This window comes from Vibrio paucivorans, assembly GCF_054053395.1.
In genome coordinates, this window is the sequence record NZ_CM133231.1 from 1,523,211 (window position 1) to 1,545,373 (window position 22,163).

Consider the following 22,163-nt stretch of genomic DNA (forward strand, 5'->3'; position numbering starts at 1 on the left):
GATCTACAGCTAGAATGAAAAGGTAACACCTAAGAACAGGTATTTAATTTACCTATATCTGTTGCCTTCTATACGGATAAGTATCATCGATAGGCGATATATCGCTGTTAGCCCTATTTTAAGGTGAATAGATCTATATAGTAATTTTGTAATTAAGTGATGATGTTTCACTTTTCAACATCATCACAAAGAGCTATATAGGTCCGAACCTCGGAGGCTTCTTAATGCATGGTCTAACTCGTAAGAAATCTATGTATGACATGGATGACATTATTGCCAATCATTTTATCGATGAGGCTATTAGGGTTCAGAATAGAAATGTAAATCGCTCATATGCGCTAATGAAACAAGCACAAAAATATAAGCCAGATTTTCCTTTTATTGAAAGGAAACTTCAAGAGTATAAGAGAATACTGACACGTTAAAAATAGACTTTTATCCTATTCTCCTCTTACCCTCATTGAAATCTGTTATTTGAAGCGGTGACATGAGTTTTCATTGTTTTCACCATTATTCCTCCTCATGTAATTTTATAGCGACCCTCTTGTGTTTCTAGGAAACTTGATTAACAGATAAGTATTTCAATTTCTAGCTATCTTTCTAGGCTTGTCAAGTAACTATGAAGCAATGTTTATACCGCAAAGGTGACCATTGAATCTGTTAAGTGTGCTCTTTTTAATTTTTAGATAAAAAGCAATTGCGATTTTTTGACTATGGCTGTTTATCTGAGAAAGTGAAGCTCTTGATTAAATGGGATAATCGCCAAAAATAAAGGGATATCTTCTGTTTTCGTGTTTAGGGTTATTTATATCAGGCATAAATATAGACGACATTTTTGTTGAAGTGATACAGGTGTATTTATGTCTAACAATAACAACAATCATTATTGCAGACGCAATAAAAGGACATGGTTAGGGAGTAATACTCTAAACGCTACATGGAACGTATTTAATCTAAACAAGCTAGTGGTTTTTCTATTTCTTATAGCAACTACCAATAAGGGCTTTGGAGAGCTTCATGCAAATGAACTCCCAAACCTAGGTAGTGATATTGAACTAACAGATTCAACATCAGTTGACCTATCACCCCATATAGCAGGCTTATCTGAGTCAATTGTAGAGAAAGAAAGCGATGAATGGGCAAAGTCTCAATTAAAGCAATATATTAAGAATAAAGACGAAGAACTGGTTTCTTCAATCGACCCCAAAACCTACTGGGATAAAAGCTCTCTTGAAATTGATTTCAGCCTGTATGATAACCTGTTTGAAAATGACGGTGACTACTCTGGGTCAATTGGTTTCGTGGGGCCACTGTATGATAATGAAAAAGAAGCTTATTTGCTGCAAATCAGTTATCAACTGAACGGCTCTGGTCAGTTTATGGGGCGAGACTTCTTCAACTTAGGTCTTGGCTATCGACTGTCAAGTGGTGAGTATGTCTACGGGGTCAATGCGTTTTTTGATCACGACGTTGACAGAAAACACAATCGAGCTAGCGTGGGTGCTGAGCTGTTTTCTACTTACATCGATCTTTCTAGCAACTATTATTTCCCTCTATCCGACTGGAAAAGTTCGCCAGACAAAGCATTTTACTTAGAAAGAGCAGCGCAGGGCGTTGATCTGTTTGTGAAAGGTTACCTTCCAAGTTACCCAGCGCTAAGTACGACATTAGGAGCTGCGATGTACTTTGGTGATGAGGTTGATCCACTAGGCCAAGGAGTATTTGTTAAAGACCCATATGAATACTCTATTGAACTAGGCTATCGACCTAGCTCATTGCTTAGCTTCGATGTGAAGTACAATGATGCTAAAGGGAGTAATAGTGAGTTCTCGCTGAGTTCCAATCTTACTTATCAGTTCGGCCAGTCTTTACCTAACCAACTAAAAGCGTTAGCTCCGGAAAGTGTGTTGGATTTGGATTTACGCCGTTATGACTTTGTAAAGCGTAACAATAACATTGTGCTAGAGTACAAATTTGATCCTCGCTTGGCTGTAGTCAATGCGCATACACTCGCTGTACAACCTCTCAACTACCCTTCGTTTGAACCGATCGAGTTAGTCGTTGATATTAATGGCAGAACCTACTCCGCGAGCGAAATTCCTGACAGATATTCAGTGCAGTGGGATCTCAGTGCTTCCCCTGAACTTCTTGCTACAAGCAGCTCTTCGCGTTCTTTAAGTGCGCAGGTAGGTGGGAGCGTGGTCGTCCCGCCATTTGATGTGAAAGGGAAAGGGTTCTCTTACCAAGTCACCATTACTGATAAAGAAACCAAAAACGTTATTACAACAGGTGGTGTTGTTAAAGTTGAAGCTAACGATGGGTTGTTTGATGGGATTGGCTTAGAACCCAATGATGGTAACGTGATCGCGCCTCAAAAAGTCGTTCAGTTTGCTGTTCTATTCAAGACTAACGACTCAGAAAAGCAACCTTTAGTAGATGCACTCAATAGCTATTATGAAGCGTACTTAAGCCGAGATAACATCGAAGCGATGCTAGACATAACAGCACCCGATAGCCAGTATAAATTCAGGAATAAAACTTGGCCTAATGTGCTCGAAATTCAGCTTTCTCAGTTAGATGCTCAGCCTAACGGAAGAGTCGAAATCCCATATTTGGATTCAATAGCTAATAACCTTTCTCCTGTTGCTTTTTCTTCGCGAGGAGTGATGACACAGGTTTTAGCGACCAAAGTATTTGATTTTCGCGTTGGTCCAGAAAACCTAGACCGTGATGGTGATGGATTAAAAGATTCAGAAGAATATGCCCATGGAACGGATGTTAACTTAGTCGATACCGATGGCGATTTAATGTCCGATAGAGAGGAGCTTGAAAATGGAACTGACCCTCTCAATAATCGAGAGCATTCTACCATTTTGGTTAATGGTAACTTTTCCTACCAAGTTCGCGAGAATGAAGCGGTCACAACTGAAGCTTTAACAGTTACAGACAATCTTGGCCCGATTACTTGGTCTGTTAGAGATGAGGACGGCGCAAATGCGAATTTGATAGACACAGAAAGTGGCCGAATTACTTTTAGTCCTGCTGATTTTGAAAGTCCAACAGATGCGAACCAAGACAACAAGTATGAAATCCGCGCAACGGTAACGGATACCAATGCTAACCAAACGACCAAGACGATCTTGGTTGAAGTACTTGATGTCCTTGAATTGATACAGCATTCAATAAAGCTTTTGAATCCGGTTGTTAAGGTGAATGAAAATAGTGGTGACGTTAAAGTAGCGGATGCGACTGTTCTGGGTAATGCAATTGGCGGAAACAATAACCTAAGTTGGAGCCTAGAAGGTGAGGACGAGCAGTACTTTACGCTTAATGGTCAATCTTTGTACCTCTCCAATCAAGATTTTGAGAATCGACGAGATAACAATAACTCGAATGACTACCAGGTGACCGTAGTTGCTGAGGACAGGGATGGTAATAGAGATTCAGAGTCCCTGACGGTTAAGATTGAGAATGTATCAGAAAGCGCAACGCACGATGTCACGTTGAAAGACCTAAATACTGCAATTCCAGAAAACTCGGGCGCAGTGAAGGTTGCGGGTGTCGAACTAACGGGTACAGCCATTGGCGGTGAGACTTGGTCCTTGTCTGGGGCAGACGCATCACATTTCGAACTGAGAAGTGGTGGCAGTGAGTTGTTTATGAAGTCGCAAGATTTCGAGTTACCAAAGGACTTAGGGAGTAATAACACGTATTCAGTGGACGTGGTTGCGACAGATGCAGACGGTAACATCAAGCTGCAACCGCTAACGGTGACGGTGACCAATGTAGTGGAGACGGCAACGCATGATGTCAGCCTGACAAACAAAGTCACGGCAGTACCGGAAAATTCGGGAACAGTGAAGGTTGCAGGTGTAGAGCTAACAGGCTCGGCTATTGGTGGCGTAACTTGGGGTTTAGCAGGCGACGACTCTGCTCACTTTAGCTGGTCGAATGGTCACAGTGCATTAATGCTCAGAACGCAAGACTTTGAGTCTCCGGCAGATCAAGATCGTCAGAATAGCTATGAAGTCACTGTGGTTGCGACCGATGCTGAGGGTAATACCAAGGAGCAATCTCTGACTGTAAACATCACTGATGTGTATGAATTACCAAGGCCTCGTATCTCTGGAGCTAAATGGTCTTGTCAGGGTACATGTAGCAATAGTTCAGCAAGTGAGATTGCCTATGAGTTCACTGTAGATGAACATGCCTCGTCAATAACTTGGATAGAAGTGAAAGTTCATATACATCAGACTGTTCCTGATCAAAACATAAGGCATATGTATTATATATCCAACCAAACTTATACTGGTCGTTTGAACCTTAATTACTCATTGAAGCGTACTCCATACCTAAAAGTCACATTGAAAAATGGTGAAGCTTACATGGTGAACTTGAGTCAGGTTAATAGCTTATAGATTGAAATATCTATCTACGAAGAGATAAGTACTAAAATCCCAAGTTAGAGTAATCTAACTTGGGATTTTTTTAACTTGTAAGTGTGAAAGTCTTAGGAGACTGCCAACTATTTGGAGGGTTAGTGAAGCTATTTTGATGTCTGCATTTTCACCACTGCATCGATACATTCAGCCCAACCGACTGGCTATCAACCCACGGTAGTACTTGAACATTGTCATCGAAAGCGTCGGTAAACACCCATGCTGATACTGATCCAATCACAGCTCCCGCTAATACATCACTCCAATAGTGCTTATCAGCTTCTACACGACCAACGCCCACTAAGGTTGCCATTCCATAGGCGGGCAATGCTGCTTGCCAGCCGTAACGCAAATGCAGAGTGGTGGCTGAGGCAAATGCATTAGCCGTGTGGTTGGACGGGAAGCTGTGGTTATCGCTACCGTCTGGGCGTTCTTTCTCTATGGTTGCTTTTCCTAGTAAACCCATACCAGACGCGGTCGCAATACTAAATCCAGCCTGTTTAAACCCTTGCCAATCTTCTTTGTATGCGGGTACCGCGAGTGCGGTGGCGACTAATCCATACGCACCAATATCACTGACCGTTTTCCAAGAGTCTGAGGCAACCGCGTTACTACTTAGGCAAAGTAGTGGAATGGTAATCAGTGGGTTATAAGAGAAGGCTTTGAACATTGTGGAGTCACCTACAGCAAATGGGTGGGCATATATAGCATAGAGTGCCACCACAAAGATCAAAGAAATGTGAAAAAAGCCATTAAGCGATTGTAATTTGGCTACGAATCTCGCAACACACCGCCCCAGTTATGCTTACGTGCCATTTGACGTAAGCGCTGTAATTCTTGTGCAGTTTCTTCTTTTAACCATTCAATAATGTCGTCAATGACTTGGGATTGCGTTCGCTGGTGGCCGTAGTACCGCCACGCGCTGTATTGAACGCTGGCGTTTTCTGGGCAGTAAAAGAACTCACGCTCAAGCTCTTGTTGGATTAACAACAAATCGGTCACGGTAACGCCCTGTCCAGAAAGGCAAGCACTTAGTGCGAGATCGAGGGTAAAGAAGGTGGTGTTTCTGGCTGGGGCTGTTTCTTTATAGTCGATTTGCGATGTCCACATTTTCCAATCATGGTGGTCGAGGGTTGGGTGTAAACGAGGCATTTTGAGAATCGTATCAATGGTGGTGGATTCTGTGACACTGCTTGCAGCGCATACGGGGGCCATGAACTCTTCTCGTAGGAAGAACATGTTGGGTTTGTTTTCGTAGTGATCGCGCAGCTTGGTATGAAAAATCAGAAGATCGTAATCGGGTGTGTTTAGGCTTTCGTCTTCTTCGATACAGGGAATAATCACAATCTCGTAGTCGGGATAGAGCTTATTCAAATCTTGGACTTTAGAAATCAAAATACGAGTGGCATAACTCAGCGTGGCTTTGATAACGATTCGTTTATGCTCTGGTGATTGCCAAGAGGCGATTAATGACTCCAATTTGCTGAAGTTTTCTCGCAGAGCTTGGAACAATTGCAACCCTTGTAGCGTGAGTTCAATTGAACGATGCTTTCGAACAATCAGATTTGCGTTTAAGTCATCCTCTAACTGTTTTACCTGACGGCTGACGGCACTTTGAGTGACGTTCAGTTCATCGGCAGCAAGCGTAAAACTCATCAAGCGTGCTACCGATTCAAAGACTTTTAGCCCGTTGTGTGAATAGGGCAAGCTAGGATAAGCGTTCATTTTTCTCTCGCATGAGTTTATGTAATGTCAGTGTGACGTATATATCAATTGAATACCAGTGTCGATACGCTTAATTTAGGCGACATTACAAGCAAGATATTCAGGCTCTCAATACACTATGAAAAAAATACTCGCTTTGGCATTCCCACTGATCATTTCTCAGCTCATCGCTATGGCATTGGTTCTGACCGATGTGTGGATGATGTCGCGATTAAGTGTGTCTGCATTGGCTGCGGGTGGCTTGGGCGCTTCGATCTACTTTTTCATTTTTATCATCGCTAGCAGTACCGTTGGTTGTGTCGCGAATCTCATCGCTATCGCCTATGGCCAGCGCGTTGCAAGGCCAGAGTTCGGTAATCAGCAAATTCGATTGGCGGTCAAAGGGGCGGTATTGCTGTCCGTGGTAATGAGTGTGATTTTGATGGGCAGTTTCTATTTTGCGTCTGTCGTTCTTCAAGCGGCGAATCAGCCTGAAGAAGTGGTGACTTTAGCGATGGAATACGTGCATGCGCTTAAGTGGGTGATGTTCCCATCACTTATCCTATTGGTGCTGCGTGGCTTAACCAGCGCGCTAGGCAATGTGCGTTCTATCATGGTGATGTCTGTTATTACTGTGGTGCTCAATGTACCAATTAGCTACCTACTGACTTTCCAATTTGGTATGGGGCTCACTGGACTTGGGCTTGGTACGGCCATTGCTGCGTTTATTGTGATGATTGGCTACGGTGTTTGGGTGTTCAAAAGAGAAGAGTATTTGCCGTTTGCCCCTTGGTTAAACCGTGAGGAATACTCACTTAAGTTGATGAATCCGCTACTGCTAATGGGTTTGCCAATTGCAGCAGCAGCCTTGCTAGAACATGGATTAATCTATGGAGGCACCTTGATGGCAGGAACCATCAGCATTGCTTCCTTAGCGCTGCACCAAATCTTACTGCAATGTTTGAGCTTTACCTGGAACGTGAACTTCGGTTTCTCTCAAGCTGCTGCCATATTGGTTGGGCGTGACTACGGGGCGGAAAACTACCAAGGGATAAAGCGCACTTCTTTACAAAGCTTCTTCTTGGTCAGTGTGATTAGTGTTGTGTTATCTGCGATCTTTATTCTGTGGCCTGAAGCCATTGCTGCTTTGTTCCAGTTAGATGATGGTCAAAATGGTATGGGCGCGTTGCTGGCTTCGGTTATTTGGGTGGTGGCATTGTGTTTTATTGTCGATGCATGGCAACTTCTTGCTATCAACTTACTGCGTGGTATGAAGATTGTCTCAATGCCAACGGTTATGACGGCGATAGGCTACTGGTTGTTTGGTCTGCCAGCCGCTTGGTGGCTGATGCCACGATTCGAGCTAGCGGGTATTTGGGCTGGTATCGGAGTTGGCCTTGCGGTAACGGGGATTTTACTTCTTATCCACTTGATGGTTGCGATTAAGCGCCATGAAAACCCACCATCTGCAACCCATGCCACTCTCGCTGAACAAGCATCTTAAGGTGCCAATAAGCAAAAGGATGACAAGAGCCAGTATTACTGGCTCTTTTTCTTGGTATTCAGTTGGCAGCGCATTATGCTCTGCATCCTAAAGCAAGGGAAAGTAGAAGGAAAACAGCAACATGGATGCTCAAGCTCAGCAATATCTAGATCAGTATTTAAGCACGTTAACGGCGGATGAACGTCGTTCAATCCCATCGGTCAGTGCGGATTATTACTGTGCGGATGAAGAAAATGCCAATGTCTGTGCCGAGCTAGTACGTACCGGCAAGAAGACTGCCACATGTTCGATGGAACGTTGGTATAGCGTGGAAGGTGAGCAACGGCCCCAAGTTGGTCATCTTCAGGTTGTAACAAACTGGAGCGGTGAGCCTGTTTGCGTGATTGAAATTACGGATGTATCTACTTGTCCGTTTGAGCAGGTAAGTGTGGAGTTTGCTCAGGCGGAAGGTGAAGGTGATCTAAGCATAGAATGGTGGCGTAACGCTCATCAGCGCTTCTTTAGCGCTGAGTGCGAGGAACTGAATATTCCGTTCTCACAAGACACTTTGCTGTTGCTGGAAAGGTTTAAAGTGGTGTATCCCGTTTAAATCGACAGCGGCAAGTCGGCCTTGTGGGATTATAATTCTATGTGCTTTTCTTTGGCTGCTCGTTTCGTTTGCGCCAATATGTTCGGTCAGCAATAAGGATGGTTGCCCAAGTGGCAACAATAAATGGCAGGGTAAGCACGGTCAGTGACAAACTCCCTGCCAGCCAAGTCAGCAAAGTAGCCAGTACTACTCCCGAACCTAAAACAACGATATGGTTCGCGTAACGTATATGAAGGGCGATTGCCGTTAGTGTTGCGTTAAACCCAAACAACCCGACATGTAGACTTGGATCATCCGCGCCAAGTAGCTGCCCAATCCAATATCCAATCAAAGAAGCACCGATAGCCCACGCTGCCCCAGACATTGAATTAGCAATAAATCCGGCGACGATAATAACGGCTGCCAGTGTAGAGCCAGTGAAGAAAACTTGGCCAACGCCATGAAGCGTCGCTAAGCCGGTTTGAAGCCATTGATTTAACTCTCCATGTAACAGCGTCACAAAGGTCACCGGTTCAAGAAGGCCAGTACCGCTAATCAACCAGAAAGTGCTCAAAAACGGCAACGTGAAAGGCGGCAGATGATTAGATGGAAAGTACTGCGCCCAAAGTTTCATGAAGGCTGATGTGGCGAATGAAGCAACCACGACCAAGAGCAGTGCGACAACGGAAGGTTGAAAAAACATCCCTGTTGCCAAGCCGACTAAGGCCCCGTTATAGCCGTAAAGTCCCCCGTGTAAGGCACTAGTCGGGGCTTTGAGTATGGCCCCTGCCAGATAACCAATTAATGAGCCAACCAGAGTATAAAGCAGTGCATTCGGCGATGTGAGGGCAATAGCGAATGAAAACAGCACACCTGACCACAGGTTGTATTGAAATGCAATTTGGCCAACACCGCGGAACGTGCTGCTAAGAGTTGGACCCTTGAATATATTGAGGATAAAGGTTTGCATGTACTGTTTACGAATCGTCAAAGAATGCGCCGTGCAATCGCGCGGCGCATTTGTTTTAGGTTAAGGTGTCAGGGTTAAGTGTACGAGCTTAACTGCTTAAAACTTGAACTTGCTGACCAGTTGCCCTAAGTGATCGGCTTTTTGTTTTAACTGCTCACAATCGGCGGCGGTACGTTCCACCATTTCATCACTCTGACGAGCGATCTCTGCGATATTCGTGACGTGAGGAGAGATCTCATTCACCACATTAGACTGCTGATTGGTGGCAGAGGCTATTTGCATGTTAATAGCGTTCATCTCTTCTACATCGGCAGAAATAGAAGTAAGTTGCTCTTGAGAGTTTGTTGCTTCAACCTGACAGTTTTTCGCTATATCAGAACTGGTGGCAATGGCAGATACCACGGCCTCTGTACGCTTTTGTAGCTGCTCGATAATCGCGCGAATTTCTTCGGTCGAGGCTTGGCTTCGGGATGCAAGAGTGCGGACTTCATCAGCGACAACTGCAAAACCACGCCCTTGCTCACCAGCACGTGCGGCTTCGATTGCAGCATTCAAGGCGAGCAAGTTAGTTTGCTCAGAAACACCACTGATCACGTCAAGAACGGTATCGATTGAGCTTGCATCTTGCGCCAGTTGATTCACCACATTGGTGGTTTCTTGAAGCTGATTGTTCATGGCTTCAACGCTGTCTGAGGTAGAACTGACTGATTGCAATCCAATACGAATCGAGTCGGTTGCTGACGTAGCACTTTTCGCCGCGCCATCGGCACTTGAGGCCACTTCTTCTGAACTCGCGCCCATTTCATGGATAGCAGTGGCAACCTGCTCAATTTGGCTGGTCTGCTGCTTGATCTCTTGCTCCATTGAGTGAGCCATACCATCGACACTTTGTACTGAAGTGGAGATTTCTTGCCCAGTATTCGAGACATCGCGTAATAAGTCCGCCAGATATTGCACAAATTGGTTGTAACCTTTGGCCATTTGGCCAACTTCATCATGTCGGGAGTCGTCTAGACGTTGTGTTAAATCACCGCCGCCCTTACCGATATCTTCAAGAAGGGTGGCAACTTGAGCAAACGGTGCAAGAAGTTTGTTGGTGATCCAAGCGGCGATTGGGGTATATATGACAGCAATTGCGATGGCCATAAGGATCATAGTTTGGCTAAAGCTGTTGAGATCAGCCAATACGTCACTACGTGGTTCTACAGTAATCAGCGTCCAACCAATGCTAGGCATTGTCTTGGCTCCGATAACTTGGGTCTCGCCTCCAATATCGGCTTCTAGTACGGCTGAGTCTTGAGCTTGGAGCAAAGAGGCGGCATCGCTAACACCAAGTTGAGTTAGCGACTTACCAATCATTGACTTGTCGGGGTGGATCTTAATGTCACCTTTTGCATCCACTAGAAAAACAAACCCATTTTCTCCCAGTTTGTATTGGCTGATGAGTTGTGTGATGGCGTCTAGGGTTAATCCAATACCTGCTACACCAACGCGTTGACCATTATTAATAACCGCATAGTTAACAAACATGGTTGGGATGCCAGTTGCGCTATCGGTATCGAACGAAAGCTCAAACTTTTTGCCTGATTTAATGAAATTGAAAAACCACGCATCACCACTTTCGCTCGACTTGATGGTTTTTAGAATGCCGTCTGGGATGTAGTATTTGTTGTCTTTAGCGGAGACAAAATAAGAGGTAATTGCCCCGAACTCTTGCTTGACTGACGATAAAAGTTGCGTGATCTCCTGCTCAGAAGTAGAGGAAGAATATTGGGTAAAAATCGGCAAAGATGCTAACGCTTGAGAAGCGACGATTGGGCCATCGAGCTGCCTATTTAAATCGTTGCTTACTTCGCCAAGCACTGCGGGAAGTTCTCTCTGGAACGTCTTTTCTATCAGAATGTTCCAGCTAGAGACGAAAGAATAAGTCCCCATTAATGTGATGATCACTAGGGCAGCAACAACCGTTGCTAACACTGCTTTGGCTCGTATTGTAAGCTTCACCATAATGCTCCTTTTATGGTCGCGAGTTTTCTAACCTAATAGTTTAGTTCAACTGTAAAGAATATGTTAAATCTGACCTGTGGGTCAACTTAATTTGTTTGAAAAGTGAACAGAAGTCGAAGTCTGGTAACTAAGTCTAATATTGCTAATGACAGAGATATTAATAATGGGTTATTATTTCAAGCACGTTAAATACGTATTTTCATTCTATAAATTGAACTCATTTTTATTTAATGATGTGTGTTTTTTGTTTGATACATGTTTAATTATTCCCAATCGCTAGTTCTCTGATTAATTAGTTGTCTAAATATATATCCTTAAGTTTTAATTGAAATAAATAATTACATTTATGAAAGTTAATTTGTGTAAAAAATGATCTGAAATAAATAATTTTTCATTTGTTGACTTATATTCCTTGGCAGTAAAGTCAAAACATAAAGGAAATATAAAATGAAAAAATTATTAGCAGTGGGAATTTGTGCCGCATTATCTATGCCAGTCGTCGCTCAACATACTGAAATCAACGGCATGGATTTTGGTCCGTTAGCCCCTTTAGTTGGCACATGGAAATCGGTTGAGTCAGGTGGTATTGATATGTCTCCTGGTCAGGAAGACTCTGATGTAGGGAAAGGTGGTCCGGCAGTGACGCCGTTCTACGAAGTGATGACATTTGAAGTGGCTGCTGATGCGACTAATGCCAGTGATCAATACTTAGTTGCTTTGTACTATAAGCAAGAAGTATTCAGAAAATCAGATGACTCTAAGTTTCACGATCAACGCGGCTACTTAATTTACGACCAAGAAAACCAAATTGTATATAACTCATTTTGTGTGCCACGTACCACATGTGTTACCGCAGAAGGTCCTGCTGGAAATAACATGACTTTAGTGGCTTCTAAGCGTGGAATCGCAGAATCTGAATACATGACAGATAATGCAACTACAACGAACTTTACCATGAATCTTAATATTTCAGAGAATGAACTCACTTATTCTCAAAGCTCTGAATTGAATATCTATGGAAAGCCATTTGCACATACTGATGCCAGCACACTTTATAAAGTGAAGTAATGTTCGAGCTCTAAAGTAATAATGAATGGCGGCTTAATGGTCGTCATTCGTTTTGCTTGATTTTTGCGCACCACTGACGTTACACTCCCTCACATCATTTCTTTCGGAGTTTACGCCCACATGAATAACTAATACCTGTTTTCCAGAACGTTACACATTTTTCTTTGGATATACAGGGTTAGTAGGCGTAGCTCATCATCGCTCGTTTCTCGAACCGACTACAACATTAAAACTCGATTAAATGGTGCGCCATTTTATCTGTCGATCGACCATCGCTATGCCTAATGCCCCTGCACACAGGAGGCCATTATGCCGTTGTTACTACAAACACATCATCTCACATACCAATTTGCTAATGGGGAAACGTTGCTAAGCGACATTTCGGTTTCACTGTCTGAATCCCGCGTTGGGCTGGTGGGGCGAAATGGGGTTGGGAAATCGGTTTTTCTATCTCTGCTAATGAAGCACAAAGCGCCCAGCTCAGGCACTGTTTCATTATCAGGTAATGTGGGTTATTACAGCCAGTCACCATCCACTTTGATTGAAAGCTCTGCCAGCTTGGCGGAGTTTTTGAAAGTCGACGATCTCTTAACTGCCTTGACGCACATCGAAGCGGGAAGTAGTGATCCTAAATGGTTTGAGATTGTCGGAGATAACTGGGGAATTAGGCAGGCGTTAAGTGATGAGCTATTGGTTCTGGGACTGCCCACTGATCTGGATTTTCCGTGCTGCAAGCTAAGCGGCGGTCAGTTAGCGAAGCTGCAGCTTTCGCAATTGTTCAAATCTAACGTCGACCTACTGATCCTTGATGAGCCGACCAACCACATGGATGGCAACGCCAAAAATTGGCTTATTGAGCAAATACAAGCGTTTCCAGGATACGTATTGGTGGTAAGCCACGATCGTCAATTGTTGCGTTCGGTGAATCAAATATGGGAACTGAGTCAGCGAGGGCTAATCCAATATGGAGGGAACTACGATTTCTATCGTGAGCAAAAAGATCTCGAAGCTAGGGCGGTAGAGCGACAGCTTCTCAGCGTGAGCAATCAACAGAAGCGGTTAGAGCAGCAAGCGCAAAAGGATCAAGAAAAAGCGGATAAGCGTGCCGCACAAGGAAATAAAATCCGAAAACAAGGCGGGCAGCCCAAAATTTTGCTTAATGCGATGAGAAGTAGCGCGACGAAATCTGCATCTAACCGGCGTAAAAATGAAAGTGGCCGCCGAGAGTTTTTGGAACAAAAAGCGTCGGAATTGCAAAGTCGTCACGAGCAACTTAAAGCGCAAAAACTCTACATGGATAGCGAAAAAGGCAGAGGGAAGCGGCTGTTTTCTATTGTGGATGGTGTGTTGCCTTTCGGTTGCAATACACCACTTACACTTCAATTAAATGGCGGGAGCAAAATGCGATTGAGTGGTGGAAATGGGTGCGGAAAATCTACCTTACTTAAAGTGCTACAGGGTGAAGTAGAGTTAATGAGTGGAGAATTACAGTTAAATACACCTGTCTACTATCTCGACCAACATTTCGGAGTTCTGAACTCAGAACGAACCATGCTCGATAACCTGACGGAATTGTGTCCACATTTGCCACATGATAAAGCTAGGACTTTACTGGCCGGAATAGGCTTTCGCCGTGACTCCGTTTATCGCACTGTTTGCCAGGTCAGTGGTGGTGAGAAAATGAAGTTATCCATGTTAGTCGTCAGCCACCAGAAAGAGCAGCCGTTGCTACTGCTGGATGAGCCAGATAACCATTTGGATATTGATTCTAAGGTCATTCTTGCAAATGCCCTCAAAGCTTATAAAGGCGCTTTTGTTCTGATTAGTCACGACGAGGATTTTGCTGCAGAAAGTGGTGTGGCGTTGAACTATGAGCTCTAGCGGAAGCTAACATTGGCCTTGGAGTAGATATCGTATTATCAGCTGCAGCTACTCTAAGGGAATTGGCACTGTGTACTTCATATTTTGATTGGTTTTCACTATCAAATGAATAGGTTTAAACGGTTTTATCTATCTGATGAGGTTGCATAAACTACAACCATCAAAGAGAAAAAAGCTCTTAACCAAATTAACCCTGTTCCAAGGAGTGTCGGTATGACTAATCAAACAAATTTAATTGGCCTAGATAACGAAAAAGCACAAGATCTTGCTGGTGAACTGAACCACTTATTAGCGCTATACCAAGTTCTGTATATGAACACACGTGGTTATCACTGGAATATTAAAGGTCAGCAATTTTTCGAATTACACGTCAAATTTGAAGAGATTTACACCGATCTGCAAACCAAGATCGACGAACTTGCAGAACGAATTCTCACACTAGGCTTTACGCCAGACCACAGCTTTAGCCGCTACCTAGAAGCAAGTGAAATTCGCGAGCACCTAAATGCAACTTCGGGTGTGGAATGTGTGCAAGGTTTGGTGAGTGGATTTAGCGTATTACTTAAGAAAGAGCGCCAACTGCTTGAGCAAGCGGGTGAAGCCAATGATGAAGGTACGGCTGCATTAATGGGTGACTACATTGGTGAGCAAGAAAAATTGATGTGGATGCTGAACGCTTACCTTCAGTAATCCCAACCCTTTCCATTTACGTCCTATAACATTTGTCCTACTTTTGGCCGCATTCCCTGCGGCCTTTTTTCGCGTTTTTATTTAGTCGTTGATGAGTTCATTTCCCGACTTTTGACCTGCAAAGAAAGCGTCAATGCTGTTTAGTGTGGTTGTAGCGATGTTGTGCAGGGCTTCATTAGTTAGAAACGCTTGGTGGCCGGTAAACAGCACGTTGTGGCATGCCGACAGCCTACGGAATACGTCGTCAACAATGATGTCATTCGATTTGTCTTGGAAGAACAGGTCTTTTTCGTTGTCGTAAACATCAAGGCCAAGAGCACCAATTTTTCCTTTTTTTAGCGCTTCAATCGCCGCCGCAGAATCAAGCAACTTGCCGCGGCTGGTATTAATGATCATCACGCCGTCTTTCATCTTATCGAACGCTTGTTCATTAAGTAGGTGCTTATTGTCTGCGGTTAATGGGCAGTGTAGAGAAATAATGTCGGATTGAGCAAACAGCTCATCGATCAAGCAGTATTTAGCACCCAGTTCGATGGCCAATGGGTTTTCATACGGGTCAAAACACAGGATGTTCATGCCTAGACCTTTGAAAATGCGCATCGCGGCCATGCCAATTTTTCCTGAGCCCACGACACCGACAGTTTTACCAAAGAAGTTGAATCCAACCAGTCCATCTAAAGAAAAGTTAGCATCACGGGTACGTTGGTAGGCTTTATGTAATCGGCGGTTTAAACACATCATCATGCCAACAGCGTGCTCTGCAACCGCTTCAGGTGAATAGGCGGGCACTCGAACTACCTGTAATCCAAGCTCTTTGGCTGCTTCAAGATCAACCTTGTCGAAACCTGCGCAGCGCATGGCAATCAGCTTAACGCCGACGTCAGCAAGGATTTCTAAGACTGGGCGAGAAAGGTTGTCGTTTACAAACGCACAAACAACTTGGCTACCTGCTGCCATTTGAGCTGTTTTTGCGTTGAGTCGGAAGTCATGAAAATGACATTCGATATTGGGATTTTGGTTGGCGTTGTCAAACGACGATTCGTCGTAATTCTTGGTGCTGAAAAAAGCTATGTTGAGCATGTGAGACCTCACTCTGTGTTGAGATTTAGTTTTCTCCACTGTGACATGGCTCACGGTTGCATTTCAAGCGTGTAAGCGTATGACAAGCAAGATTTTGTCTTTGAAAATGTAAAAGGAGCTATACGAGATCTTGGTCGACCAGCCTTAGGAGGGGGGGATACTCTTAAAGAGTGAAATATCACTAGTGGCGTAAAAAGGTAAAAGTCTCGTTTCATATCGAAGTAACCTTAGTACTCGTATGTGTAATAGTTCAATTTCTAATGTAGGGATGTAGGTAAGTTGAATGAGGTAATTTGAGCGAGGCTTCAATGTTGATAAGTAAAGGTAGTTGGGCAAATGAGTATTAATCGGTTGCATGCGCTATATAGCTTTAAAATGCGTTGGCTTGCGTGGCTAGTTTCGTTGCTTTTGTCCGCGGTGATTGTGGCGTTTGCGTTTGTTTATAGCCTCGACAGAAAGGTCGAACAGCAATTCTCTTATCAAACAGAGCTAGAGAGTGAAGTCCACAACGTCTCTACCAGATTACTCGTACTATCTACGGAGCTCACAGAAGCGCTAGAGTCCCAATCCAGCGTTTCCATACAGGATGAAGATGTTCGTGCACTAATGGAAGACAAGAATTTTGGTTTTCTTCGAACAGGGGACAAACAAGGGGGCATTAGCGCGCCTATCTTCCATCTTGCCAAAATATACAGTTCACATGCAGGTCGACAGGCTCAAAATACGGATTTTTATTATCGTGGCTATCTAGATAATTCTAGTTTGGTCATGACAGATCAAGAAGTTCGTCCAATCCGCGCACCAAGGAATGACAGTATCAATTGTCAAGAAACCTATAAATGTACACGTGGGATATCAAGCCTAGGTGATAGATTTATCATCTCTAAGTTTTACAAAGATATTCTAACGGGTAAGCAAGTACTTACCGTTTCTACACCCGTCATCATCGAAGGTGAACTTATTGCAGATTTGTCCTCAGATATCTTCTTATCACAGGACTTTTACTTTCACACCGAAGATACGGGCCGAGGGTACATCAATGTGGCGTCCAACAGAGAGCAAGGTGACGATGCCAAACTGTATTTCTCAGATAACTACATTATGTCTCCACGCGCCATTATGGAGTCTCGAGTCTATGTAATGAGTGTGTTAGAAGACGATGCAGTATGGTTGGCGGTTTTGTTTGTTGTCTCTGTGGCTCTAGTAAGAATGTTTGGCTTTGCGTATGCCCGTTATTTAAGATCGTTAGCTGCTGAACTGGAAAGTCAGAAAGACGAGCTGACAGGGGTGTATACCAAAAGTTATATTCGCAAATTCTTTCTCAACGGCGGAAAAATCTCAAATGCAGCGGTGTTGTTTGTCGATGGTAATGGTATTAAGAAAATTAATGATTCCTTTGGCCATAAGGTCGGTGACTTAGCCATTCAGCACATTGCTAAAACCATCAAAGATAACGTGAAATCGACCGATTGGATCATCCGATATGGCGGCGACGAGTTTTTGATCATCGCCAACGACATGACTAGTGAAGAAGAGCTTCAAGTATTAATCGAACGCATCAAAGGGCATTGCTCTGAGGGGAGCTTCATGATTCACGGCACCAAAATAACCAGTAGTGTCGGTGGGTGCTTAGTGGATGAGATAGAAAGCTATCAGCAATTGGAAGAGTTTGTTGCGTTATCAGATCATCGAATGTACGAAGATAAGAAAGCTTACAAAAACTCCAATATTGAGCGCTTGGACGTAGCATAGGCTTTTACTGTTCTTTTTCAGATTGCCTCTATACTTAAGCTTGAGTAGGGAGGTGGCATGATTGGTTTACGACTGTTTGCTGTCGCAGCTTTGTTACAGGTCAGTCAATTGGTAGCGGCAGAGCCAATTGAACTCGTGACACTCGACTATCCTCCTTATATTGAGCAAAAAGAAGACCGCGTCTCGGGCGTTGCGGTCGATTTAGTTCGCTATGTGTTTGCTGAGTTAGAACAACCGGTAACTATCACGGTAATGCCTTGGGCTGAAGCATTGAAGTTAGTCGAAAGTGGTGGCACCGATGGCATCTTCACCATATTTAAAAATCGCCAGCGAGAACAGTTTGCCGATTTCAGTTCTCAAATGTTGTTTATGCAAAACATTAGCCTAGTCAGCTTAAAAGGGCGTGACATTTCCCCGCGAGTCGCCATGTTCGCCAACTCCTCCCAGTTTACTTTGTGCGTGGTGAACAAAGTCAGTTATGGCAAAGCGGTCGATCAAAGAATAGCTGGTGGCCGTTTCAAAGAGGTTATTCGTCGCGAGAGTGCAAGTGAATGTGCTCGCCTTATCAATGAACAAGTTGCCGACTTATGGGTAAACAACGAATTCGGTGCTAGGAGTATTTTGGTAAAAGAAAAGTTGGAAGAGCAGCTAGAAATTTTATCCCCATCCATCGATGCTACCCAAAGCTTTATTGCGTTCTCCAAGCTAAGAAACCATTCAGAACTTCTCAAGAACATTGATCAAGTGCTGTTCGAAATGAAGCAAGATGGCCGCTATAACTCGCTTATTTATGATTATTTTGAGCGATTGAGAGAAGAGTAGTTTCTCCCCACATTGGAAACATTTAGTTCGGTACGCACGATTGGAACTTGCCTTTAAGCCAGTTAATGAAGATTTGCTGGTTTTCGGAGGCCCCTTCCTTCTGCGTAATGACGACATATTGCTGCGGAGTGGAAATGAAGCCAAAAGGAGCGACCAAGTTTCCTCGTTCTAGCTCTTGTTCTACCAAGGGGTAAGAACCGATGGCTATGCCTAAGCCATCAACTGCCGCTTGAAGGCAAAAATAAAAGTGAGCAAAGGTTTGCTCAGCCGATATCGCCAATTGTGCTGATTTGCTGTGTTCAAACCAGCTTCGCCACGCACAGGGGCGAGTCTCAGTATGCAAAAGTTTAGCGTCGACTAGATGGTTCTGAATGTTATCCCAATAAGCCGGAGAGCAAACAGGTCCAATCCATTCGGTGACCAGTGGTGTCACATTGTATTGTTCTGGAATGGGAAAATCATTTCTTCTAATAGCGAGGTCAAGCCCTGCACTCGCTAGGTTAATGGCCCCTCCTGCGGTAGAAAGGCGAACGTCTATTTGCGTTTGAGCGTAAAACTCTTCGAGTTTTGGCATCAGCCAGCGCATAGTTAATGTTGGTTCACACGATACGTCTAATGACTGATTCTTCATTCTTTCCAGTGTTGCGACACCTTCGCTTAGAGAATTAAATGCCTGAGTCGTATAGGTGTGTAGCAACTTTCCTTCCTCAGTCAAAACAACGTTTCGGCCTTGCCGATGGAACAATGTTTGATCCAAAAAATTTTCCAAAGTTTTAATCTGTTTGCTCACCGCACCGTGGGTAAGGTTTAGTTGTTTAGCTGCTTGGGTATAGCTAGTACAAGACGCTGCAACATGGAATATATGGAAAGCTTTTAAATGTCTCATGTGTGACTTTTTCTCACATATATGTGGAGTTCATTTCGATTATAAGATAGCTCGTAAGCTCATACAATGTACGTACAATTAAGACAAGTAAGGTATAGAAATGGAATTGATGAGTTTAGCTATATTAGGACTTATTATCGTTATTAGCCCAGGAGCTGATTTTGTTCTGGTGCTCAAAAATAGTATCGCACAGGGTAGGAAGGCTGGTATTTGGACGGCGTTAGGTATCAGTGCTGCTATTACGGTTCACATTACGTATTCCATATTAGGAATTGGATATTTAGTTTCACAGAACGTATTTCTATTCCAGTGCATTAAGTATATGGGAGCAGCGTATCTTATTTATTTGGGAGTAAAAGGATTTTTCTATAGCAGTGACGTATTAGCTCAACAAGGGAATGTACAACAGGAAACCAATCTCATAAAGCTGGCATTGCAAGGTTGGCTGTGCAATGCCTTAAACCCAAAAACAATGTTGTTCTTCGTTAGCATATTTAGTCAGGTTATTTCTCCTGATCAGCAAGGGTTATTTGGCGCTCTATTGTACGGAGGCTATATGATCATTCTCCATGCTATCTGGTTTGTCTTGGTTGCGGTGGTTTTCACTTCTCCATCCATGCAATCTAGGTTGTTAAAGGTGAAGAAACGACTGGAGCAGATATGTGGCGTGGCGCTTGTGTCGTTTGGTGCAATGCTGGCTGTAAAAGGGTAGCGAATCAAAGCCGCCCATAAGGAGGCGGCTTTTATTGCGCTAGCAGTACACTTTTGGCTACCTGTGCACTTTAGTCGACAGGGTGAGGGACTAAGATTTGTCCGGATTGGTAGACTAAGCCATCGAGTTCTTCTATGCCTAACAATACGGGGCCATCTAAATCGACAATCTCTGCTCTAGTTGCAATAGGCAGGGCGGCTTTCATTGCAATTGATGTTCCCAACATACAACCGACCATCACGCTAAAACCATGATCTCTGGCGAGCTCCTCTAGCCTTAACGCCTCAGTAAGCCCTCCTGTTTTATCGAGCTTGATGTTGACCATTTCATAGCGGCCGAGCAATGCAGGTAAATCTTCACTGGTGTGACAGCTTTCATCCGCGCACAATGGTATTGGATGAGGGATACCTTGCAAAACGTCATCTTGTCCAGCAGGTACCGGCTGTTCGATCATAGCGATCTGGTAATTAGCCAGTTGATCAAAAAGCTCAGCGAGAGGCAGACCAAGCCATGCTTCATTGGCGTCCAATACAATTTTGCATTGAGGTGCCACACGGCGAATTGCTGCGACTCTTTCTATGATTTGTTGATCGTCGAGTTTCACTTTGAGCAGTGTTGCGCCCAATTCAACGTACTCTTTGGCTTGTTCTGCCATTTGTGCTGGAGTGGCAATTGATACAGTCATCGCCGTTTCAATTTGGCTGGCAACGTCAAAGTACGGAGAAGGGAAACGGCTTCCTTTACGCGAAATCTCACTTTGCCAAAATGCGCAGTCCAGTGCATTACGAGCCGCTCCAGCTGGTATGTTGCGCTGAAGCATTGCTCTCGCTTGCTCTGGAGTGTCAACGTTTTGAGTGCTGATATATTGAGCGAACGATTCAATTTGTTGGATTACCGAGTCGACTGACTCACCGTATCTAGGGTAAGGAGTACATTCTCCTAATGAGCTCATGCCTTCAAACTCAATGAGCACACGCACGACATCGACATGAGTACGAGTGCCTCGAGAAATACTGAAAGGCTTAGCCAATTTGATTGAGTGATGCTGCGCCGATATGTTCATATGCGCCTCTTACACCAAACGATCGACAATACTATTAACGCTAAAGCGAACAGGATCGGTCACAGGAAGTTGGTATCGTTCACTCCACTGTGCGCACAGTTCTCTCGCGTCTTCTTCCGCTAAGCTGGACGTATTGAGGCAAATTCCCACGATCTTCGCATTTGGATTGGTAAGCTGAGCCGCTTGCTCGTTAGCAGCAATGGTGGCTTCAATGGTCGGCAAGCTTGCGTGAGGTAAGTGGCGAATGTGTTGTCTACCAATTTCGTGACACAGCACCATGGCATCAGGTTGTGCACCATGGATCAAGCCCATACTGACGCCTGCATAAGATGGGTTAAACAGAGAGCCTTGGCCTTCAATGATGTCCCATTCGTGGTCGGTAAATGCAGGGCTAATCGCTTCCACAGCGCCTGAAATAAAATCAGCAACGACCGCATCAATTGAGATGCCACAGCCTTGTACCAGAATGCCTGTTTGGCCAGTCGCTTTGAATTGAGCCTTAATGTCACGTTCTTGTAGTGCTTTTTCAATCGCGAGTGCAGCGAACATTTTTCCTACTGAACAGTCAGTTCCAACTGTTAGCAAGCGCTTACCTGCTCGTTCTTTTCCATTACCAACATCAAGGGCATCATCGAAGTGTCTTACATCGTGGAGTGTTGTTTTTCCTGCTTTTTGTAACGCGCTGAGTTCTTCCACATCCGACAGCCTTTGGTGCATGCCTGACGCAATTTCGAATCCCATTTCTGCTGCGAGGATCAGGGTGCTGAGCCAAGTTTTTGGAATAAAGCCACCAGCATTCGCTGTCCCAATGACTAATGTTTTTGCGCCAGCTTCTTTTGCTTGTTCTAGCGATAGGTCATCGAGACCCAAGGATACGGTATTTTCGGTGAGGCGAAGTTGGCCGACACAAACGTTAGGGCGCCACTGGTGAATACCGCGAGCTGTTTTTGCTGAAAGTGGGTCAGTAACATCCCCAAGAAAAAGTAGGTAAGGCTGAGAGATAGACATAAGAATCCT

Annotated in this window: 18 protein-coding genes; 10 read left to right on the plus strand and 8 right to left on the minus strand. The window is 44.1% G+C overall.

Annotation, left to right across the window (positions count from 1 at the left end; genetic code table 11):
• Nucleotides 1-224 precede the first annotated feature (224 nt).
• Both ACXABW_RS22295 and ACXABW_RS22300 read left to right on the plus strand, forming a co-directional pair.
• Nucleotides 225-425, plus strand: coding sequence for a hypothetical protein (locus ACXABW_RS22295; RefSeq protein ID WP_457525592.1), 201 nt, complete (start codon nucleotides 225-227; stop codon nucleotides 423-425).
• 435 nt (nucleotides 426-860) lie between these two features.
• Nucleotides 861-4,418, plus strand: coding sequence for an inverse autotransporter beta domain-containing protein (locus ACXABW_RS22300; RefSeq protein ID WP_457525593.1), 3,558 nt, complete (start codon nucleotides 861-863; stop codon nucleotides 4,416-4,418).
• 148 nt (nucleotides 4,419-4,566) lie between these two features.
• On the opposite strand, the gene ACXABW_RS22305 is transcribed toward ACXABW_RS22300, so the two are convergent.
• Nucleotides 4,567-5,109 (minus strand): phosphatase PAP2 family protein, encoded by a 543-nt coding sequence (locus tag ACXABW_RS22305; RefSeq protein WP_457525594.1) that lies wholly within the window; start codon nucleotides 5,107-5,109, stop codon nucleotides 4,567-4,569.
• A gap of 101 nt (nucleotides 5,110-5,210) precedes the next feature.
• Complete coding sequence (locus tag ACXABW_RS22310) at nucleotides 5,211-6,164, minus strand: LysR family transcriptional regulator (RefSeq protein ID WP_457525595.1); 954 nt, start codon at nucleotides 6,162-6,164, stop codon at nucleotides 5,211-5,213.
• 118 nt (nucleotides 6,165-6,282) lie between these two features.
• On the opposite strand from ACXABW_RS22310, the gene ACXABW_RS22315 reads away from it, so the two are divergent.
• Entirely contained in the window at nucleotides 6,283-7,647 is a 1,365-nt protein-coding gene (locus tag ACXABW_RS22315; RefSeq protein WP_457525596.1) for an MATE family efflux transporter, read from the plus strand.
• Between the two features lie 121 nt (nucleotides 7,648-7,768).
• A complete protein-coding gene (locus ACXABW_RS22320) occupies nucleotides 7,769-8,236 on the plus strand; it encodes an ASCH domain-containing protein (RefSeq protein ID WP_457525597.1) in 468 nt (155 codons plus the stop codon).
• Between the two features lie 37 nt (nucleotides 8,237-8,273).
• Here ACXABW_RS22320 and ACXABW_RS22325 read toward each other — a convergent pair whose 3' ends face one another.
• Nucleotides 8,274-9,206: an urea transporter gene (locus ACXABW_RS22325; RefSeq protein WP_457525598.1), complete on the minus strand. Its 933-nt coding sequence runs from the start codon at nucleotides 9,204-9,206 to the stop codon at nucleotides 8,274-8,276.
• 75 nt (nucleotides 9,207-9,281) lie between these two features.
• Nucleotides 9,282-11,192, minus strand: coding sequence for a methyl-accepting chemotaxis protein (locus ACXABW_RS22330; protein WP_457525599.1), 1,911 nt, complete (start codon nucleotides 11,190-11,192; stop codon nucleotides 9,282-9,284).
• Nucleotides 11,193-11,639: 447 nt separating this feature from the next.
• Between ACXABW_RS22330 and ACXABW_RS22335 the strand changes: the two genes are divergently transcribed.
• The 3 genes from ACXABW_RS22335 (at nucleotide 11,640) to ACXABW_RS22345 (ending at nucleotide 14,831) form a co-directional block, all read left to right on the plus strand.
• Nucleotides 11,640-12,260 carry a heme-binding beta-barrel domain-containing protein gene (locus ACXABW_RS22335; RefSeq protein ID WP_457525600.1) on the plus strand — a complete coding sequence of 207 codons (621 nt, stop codon included), beginning with the start codon at nucleotides 11,640-11,642 and terminating at the stop codon, nucleotides 12,258-12,260.
• 309 nt (nucleotides 12,261-12,569) lie between these two features.
• Nucleotides 12,570-14,141 (plus strand): ABC-F family ATP-binding cassette domain-containing protein, encoded by a 1,572-nt coding sequence (locus ACXABW_RS22340; protein WP_457525601.1) that lies wholly within the window; start codon nucleotides 12,570-12,572, stop codon nucleotides 14,139-14,141.
• A gap of 213 nt (nucleotides 14,142-14,354) precedes the next feature.
• A complete protein-coding gene (locus ACXABW_RS22345) occupies nucleotides 14,355-14,831 on the plus strand; it encodes a Dps family protein (RefSeq protein ID WP_457525602.1) in 477 nt (158 codons plus the stop codon).
• Nucleotides 14,832-14,912: 81 nt separating this feature from the next.
• Here ACXABW_RS22345 and ACXABW_RS22350 read toward each other — a convergent pair whose 3' ends face one another.
• Entirely contained in the window at nucleotides 14,913-15,911 is a 999-nt protein-coding gene (locus ACXABW_RS22350; protein ID WP_457525603.1) for a 2-hydroxyacid dehydrogenase, read from the minus strand.
• A gap of 336 nt (nucleotides 15,912-16,247) precedes the next feature.
• Between ACXABW_RS22350 and ACXABW_RS22355 the strand changes: the two genes are divergently transcribed.
• Together ACXABW_RS22355 and ACXABW_RS22360 are read left to right on the plus strand one after the other, a co-directional pair.
• Nucleotides 16,248-17,663, plus strand: coding sequence for a GGDEF domain-containing protein (locus tag ACXABW_RS22355; protein ID WP_457525604.1), 1,416 nt, complete (start codon nucleotides 16,248-16,250; stop codon nucleotides 17,661-17,663).
• 57 nt (nucleotides 17,664-17,720) lie between these two features.
• Complete coding sequence (locus tag ACXABW_RS22360; protein WP_457525605.1) at nucleotides 17,721-18,485, plus strand: substrate-binding periplasmic protein; 765 nt, start codon at nucleotides 17,721-17,723, stop codon at nucleotides 18,483-18,485.
• A 22-nt stretch (nucleotides 18,486-18,507) separates the two neighbouring features.
• Here ACXABW_RS22360 and ACXABW_RS22365 read toward each other — a convergent pair whose 3' ends face one another.
• On the minus strand, nucleotides 18,508-19,371 hold the full coding sequence (locus tag ACXABW_RS22365; RefSeq protein ID WP_457525606.1) for a LysR substrate-binding domain-containing protein: 864 nt from the start codon (nucleotides 19,369-19,371) through the stop codon (nucleotides 18,508-18,510).
• A gap of 100 nt (nucleotides 19,372-19,471) precedes the next feature.
• Here ACXABW_RS22365 and ACXABW_RS22370 point away from each other — a divergent pair, with 100 nt between their 5' ends.
• Nucleotides 19,472-20,083 (plus strand): LysE family translocator, encoded by a 612-nt coding sequence (locus ACXABW_RS22370; RefSeq protein WP_457525607.1) that lies wholly within the window; start codon nucleotides 19,472-19,474, stop codon nucleotides 20,081-20,083.
• A gap of 70 nt (nucleotides 20,084-20,153) precedes the next feature.
• On the opposite strand, the gene dgcA is transcribed toward ACXABW_RS22370, so the two are convergent.
• Together dgcA and dgcN are read right to left on the minus strand one after the other, a co-directional pair.
• Entirely contained in the window at nucleotides 20,154-21,146 is a 993-nt protein-coding gene (dgcA, locus tag ACXABW_RS22375) for an N-acetyl-D-Glu racemase DgcA (RefSeq protein ID WP_457525608.1), read from the minus strand.
• 9 nt (nucleotides 21,147-21,155) lie between these two features.
• The gene (gene dgcN, locus ACXABW_RS22380; RefSeq protein WP_457525609.1) at nucleotides 21,156-22,154 is read right to left on the minus strand and encodes an N-acetyltransferase DgcN; all 999 of its coding nucleotides are present in this window, start codon (nucleotides 22,152-22,154) and stop codon (nucleotides 21,156-21,158) included.
• Between the last annotated feature and the right edge of the window lie 9 nt (nucleotides 22,155-22,163).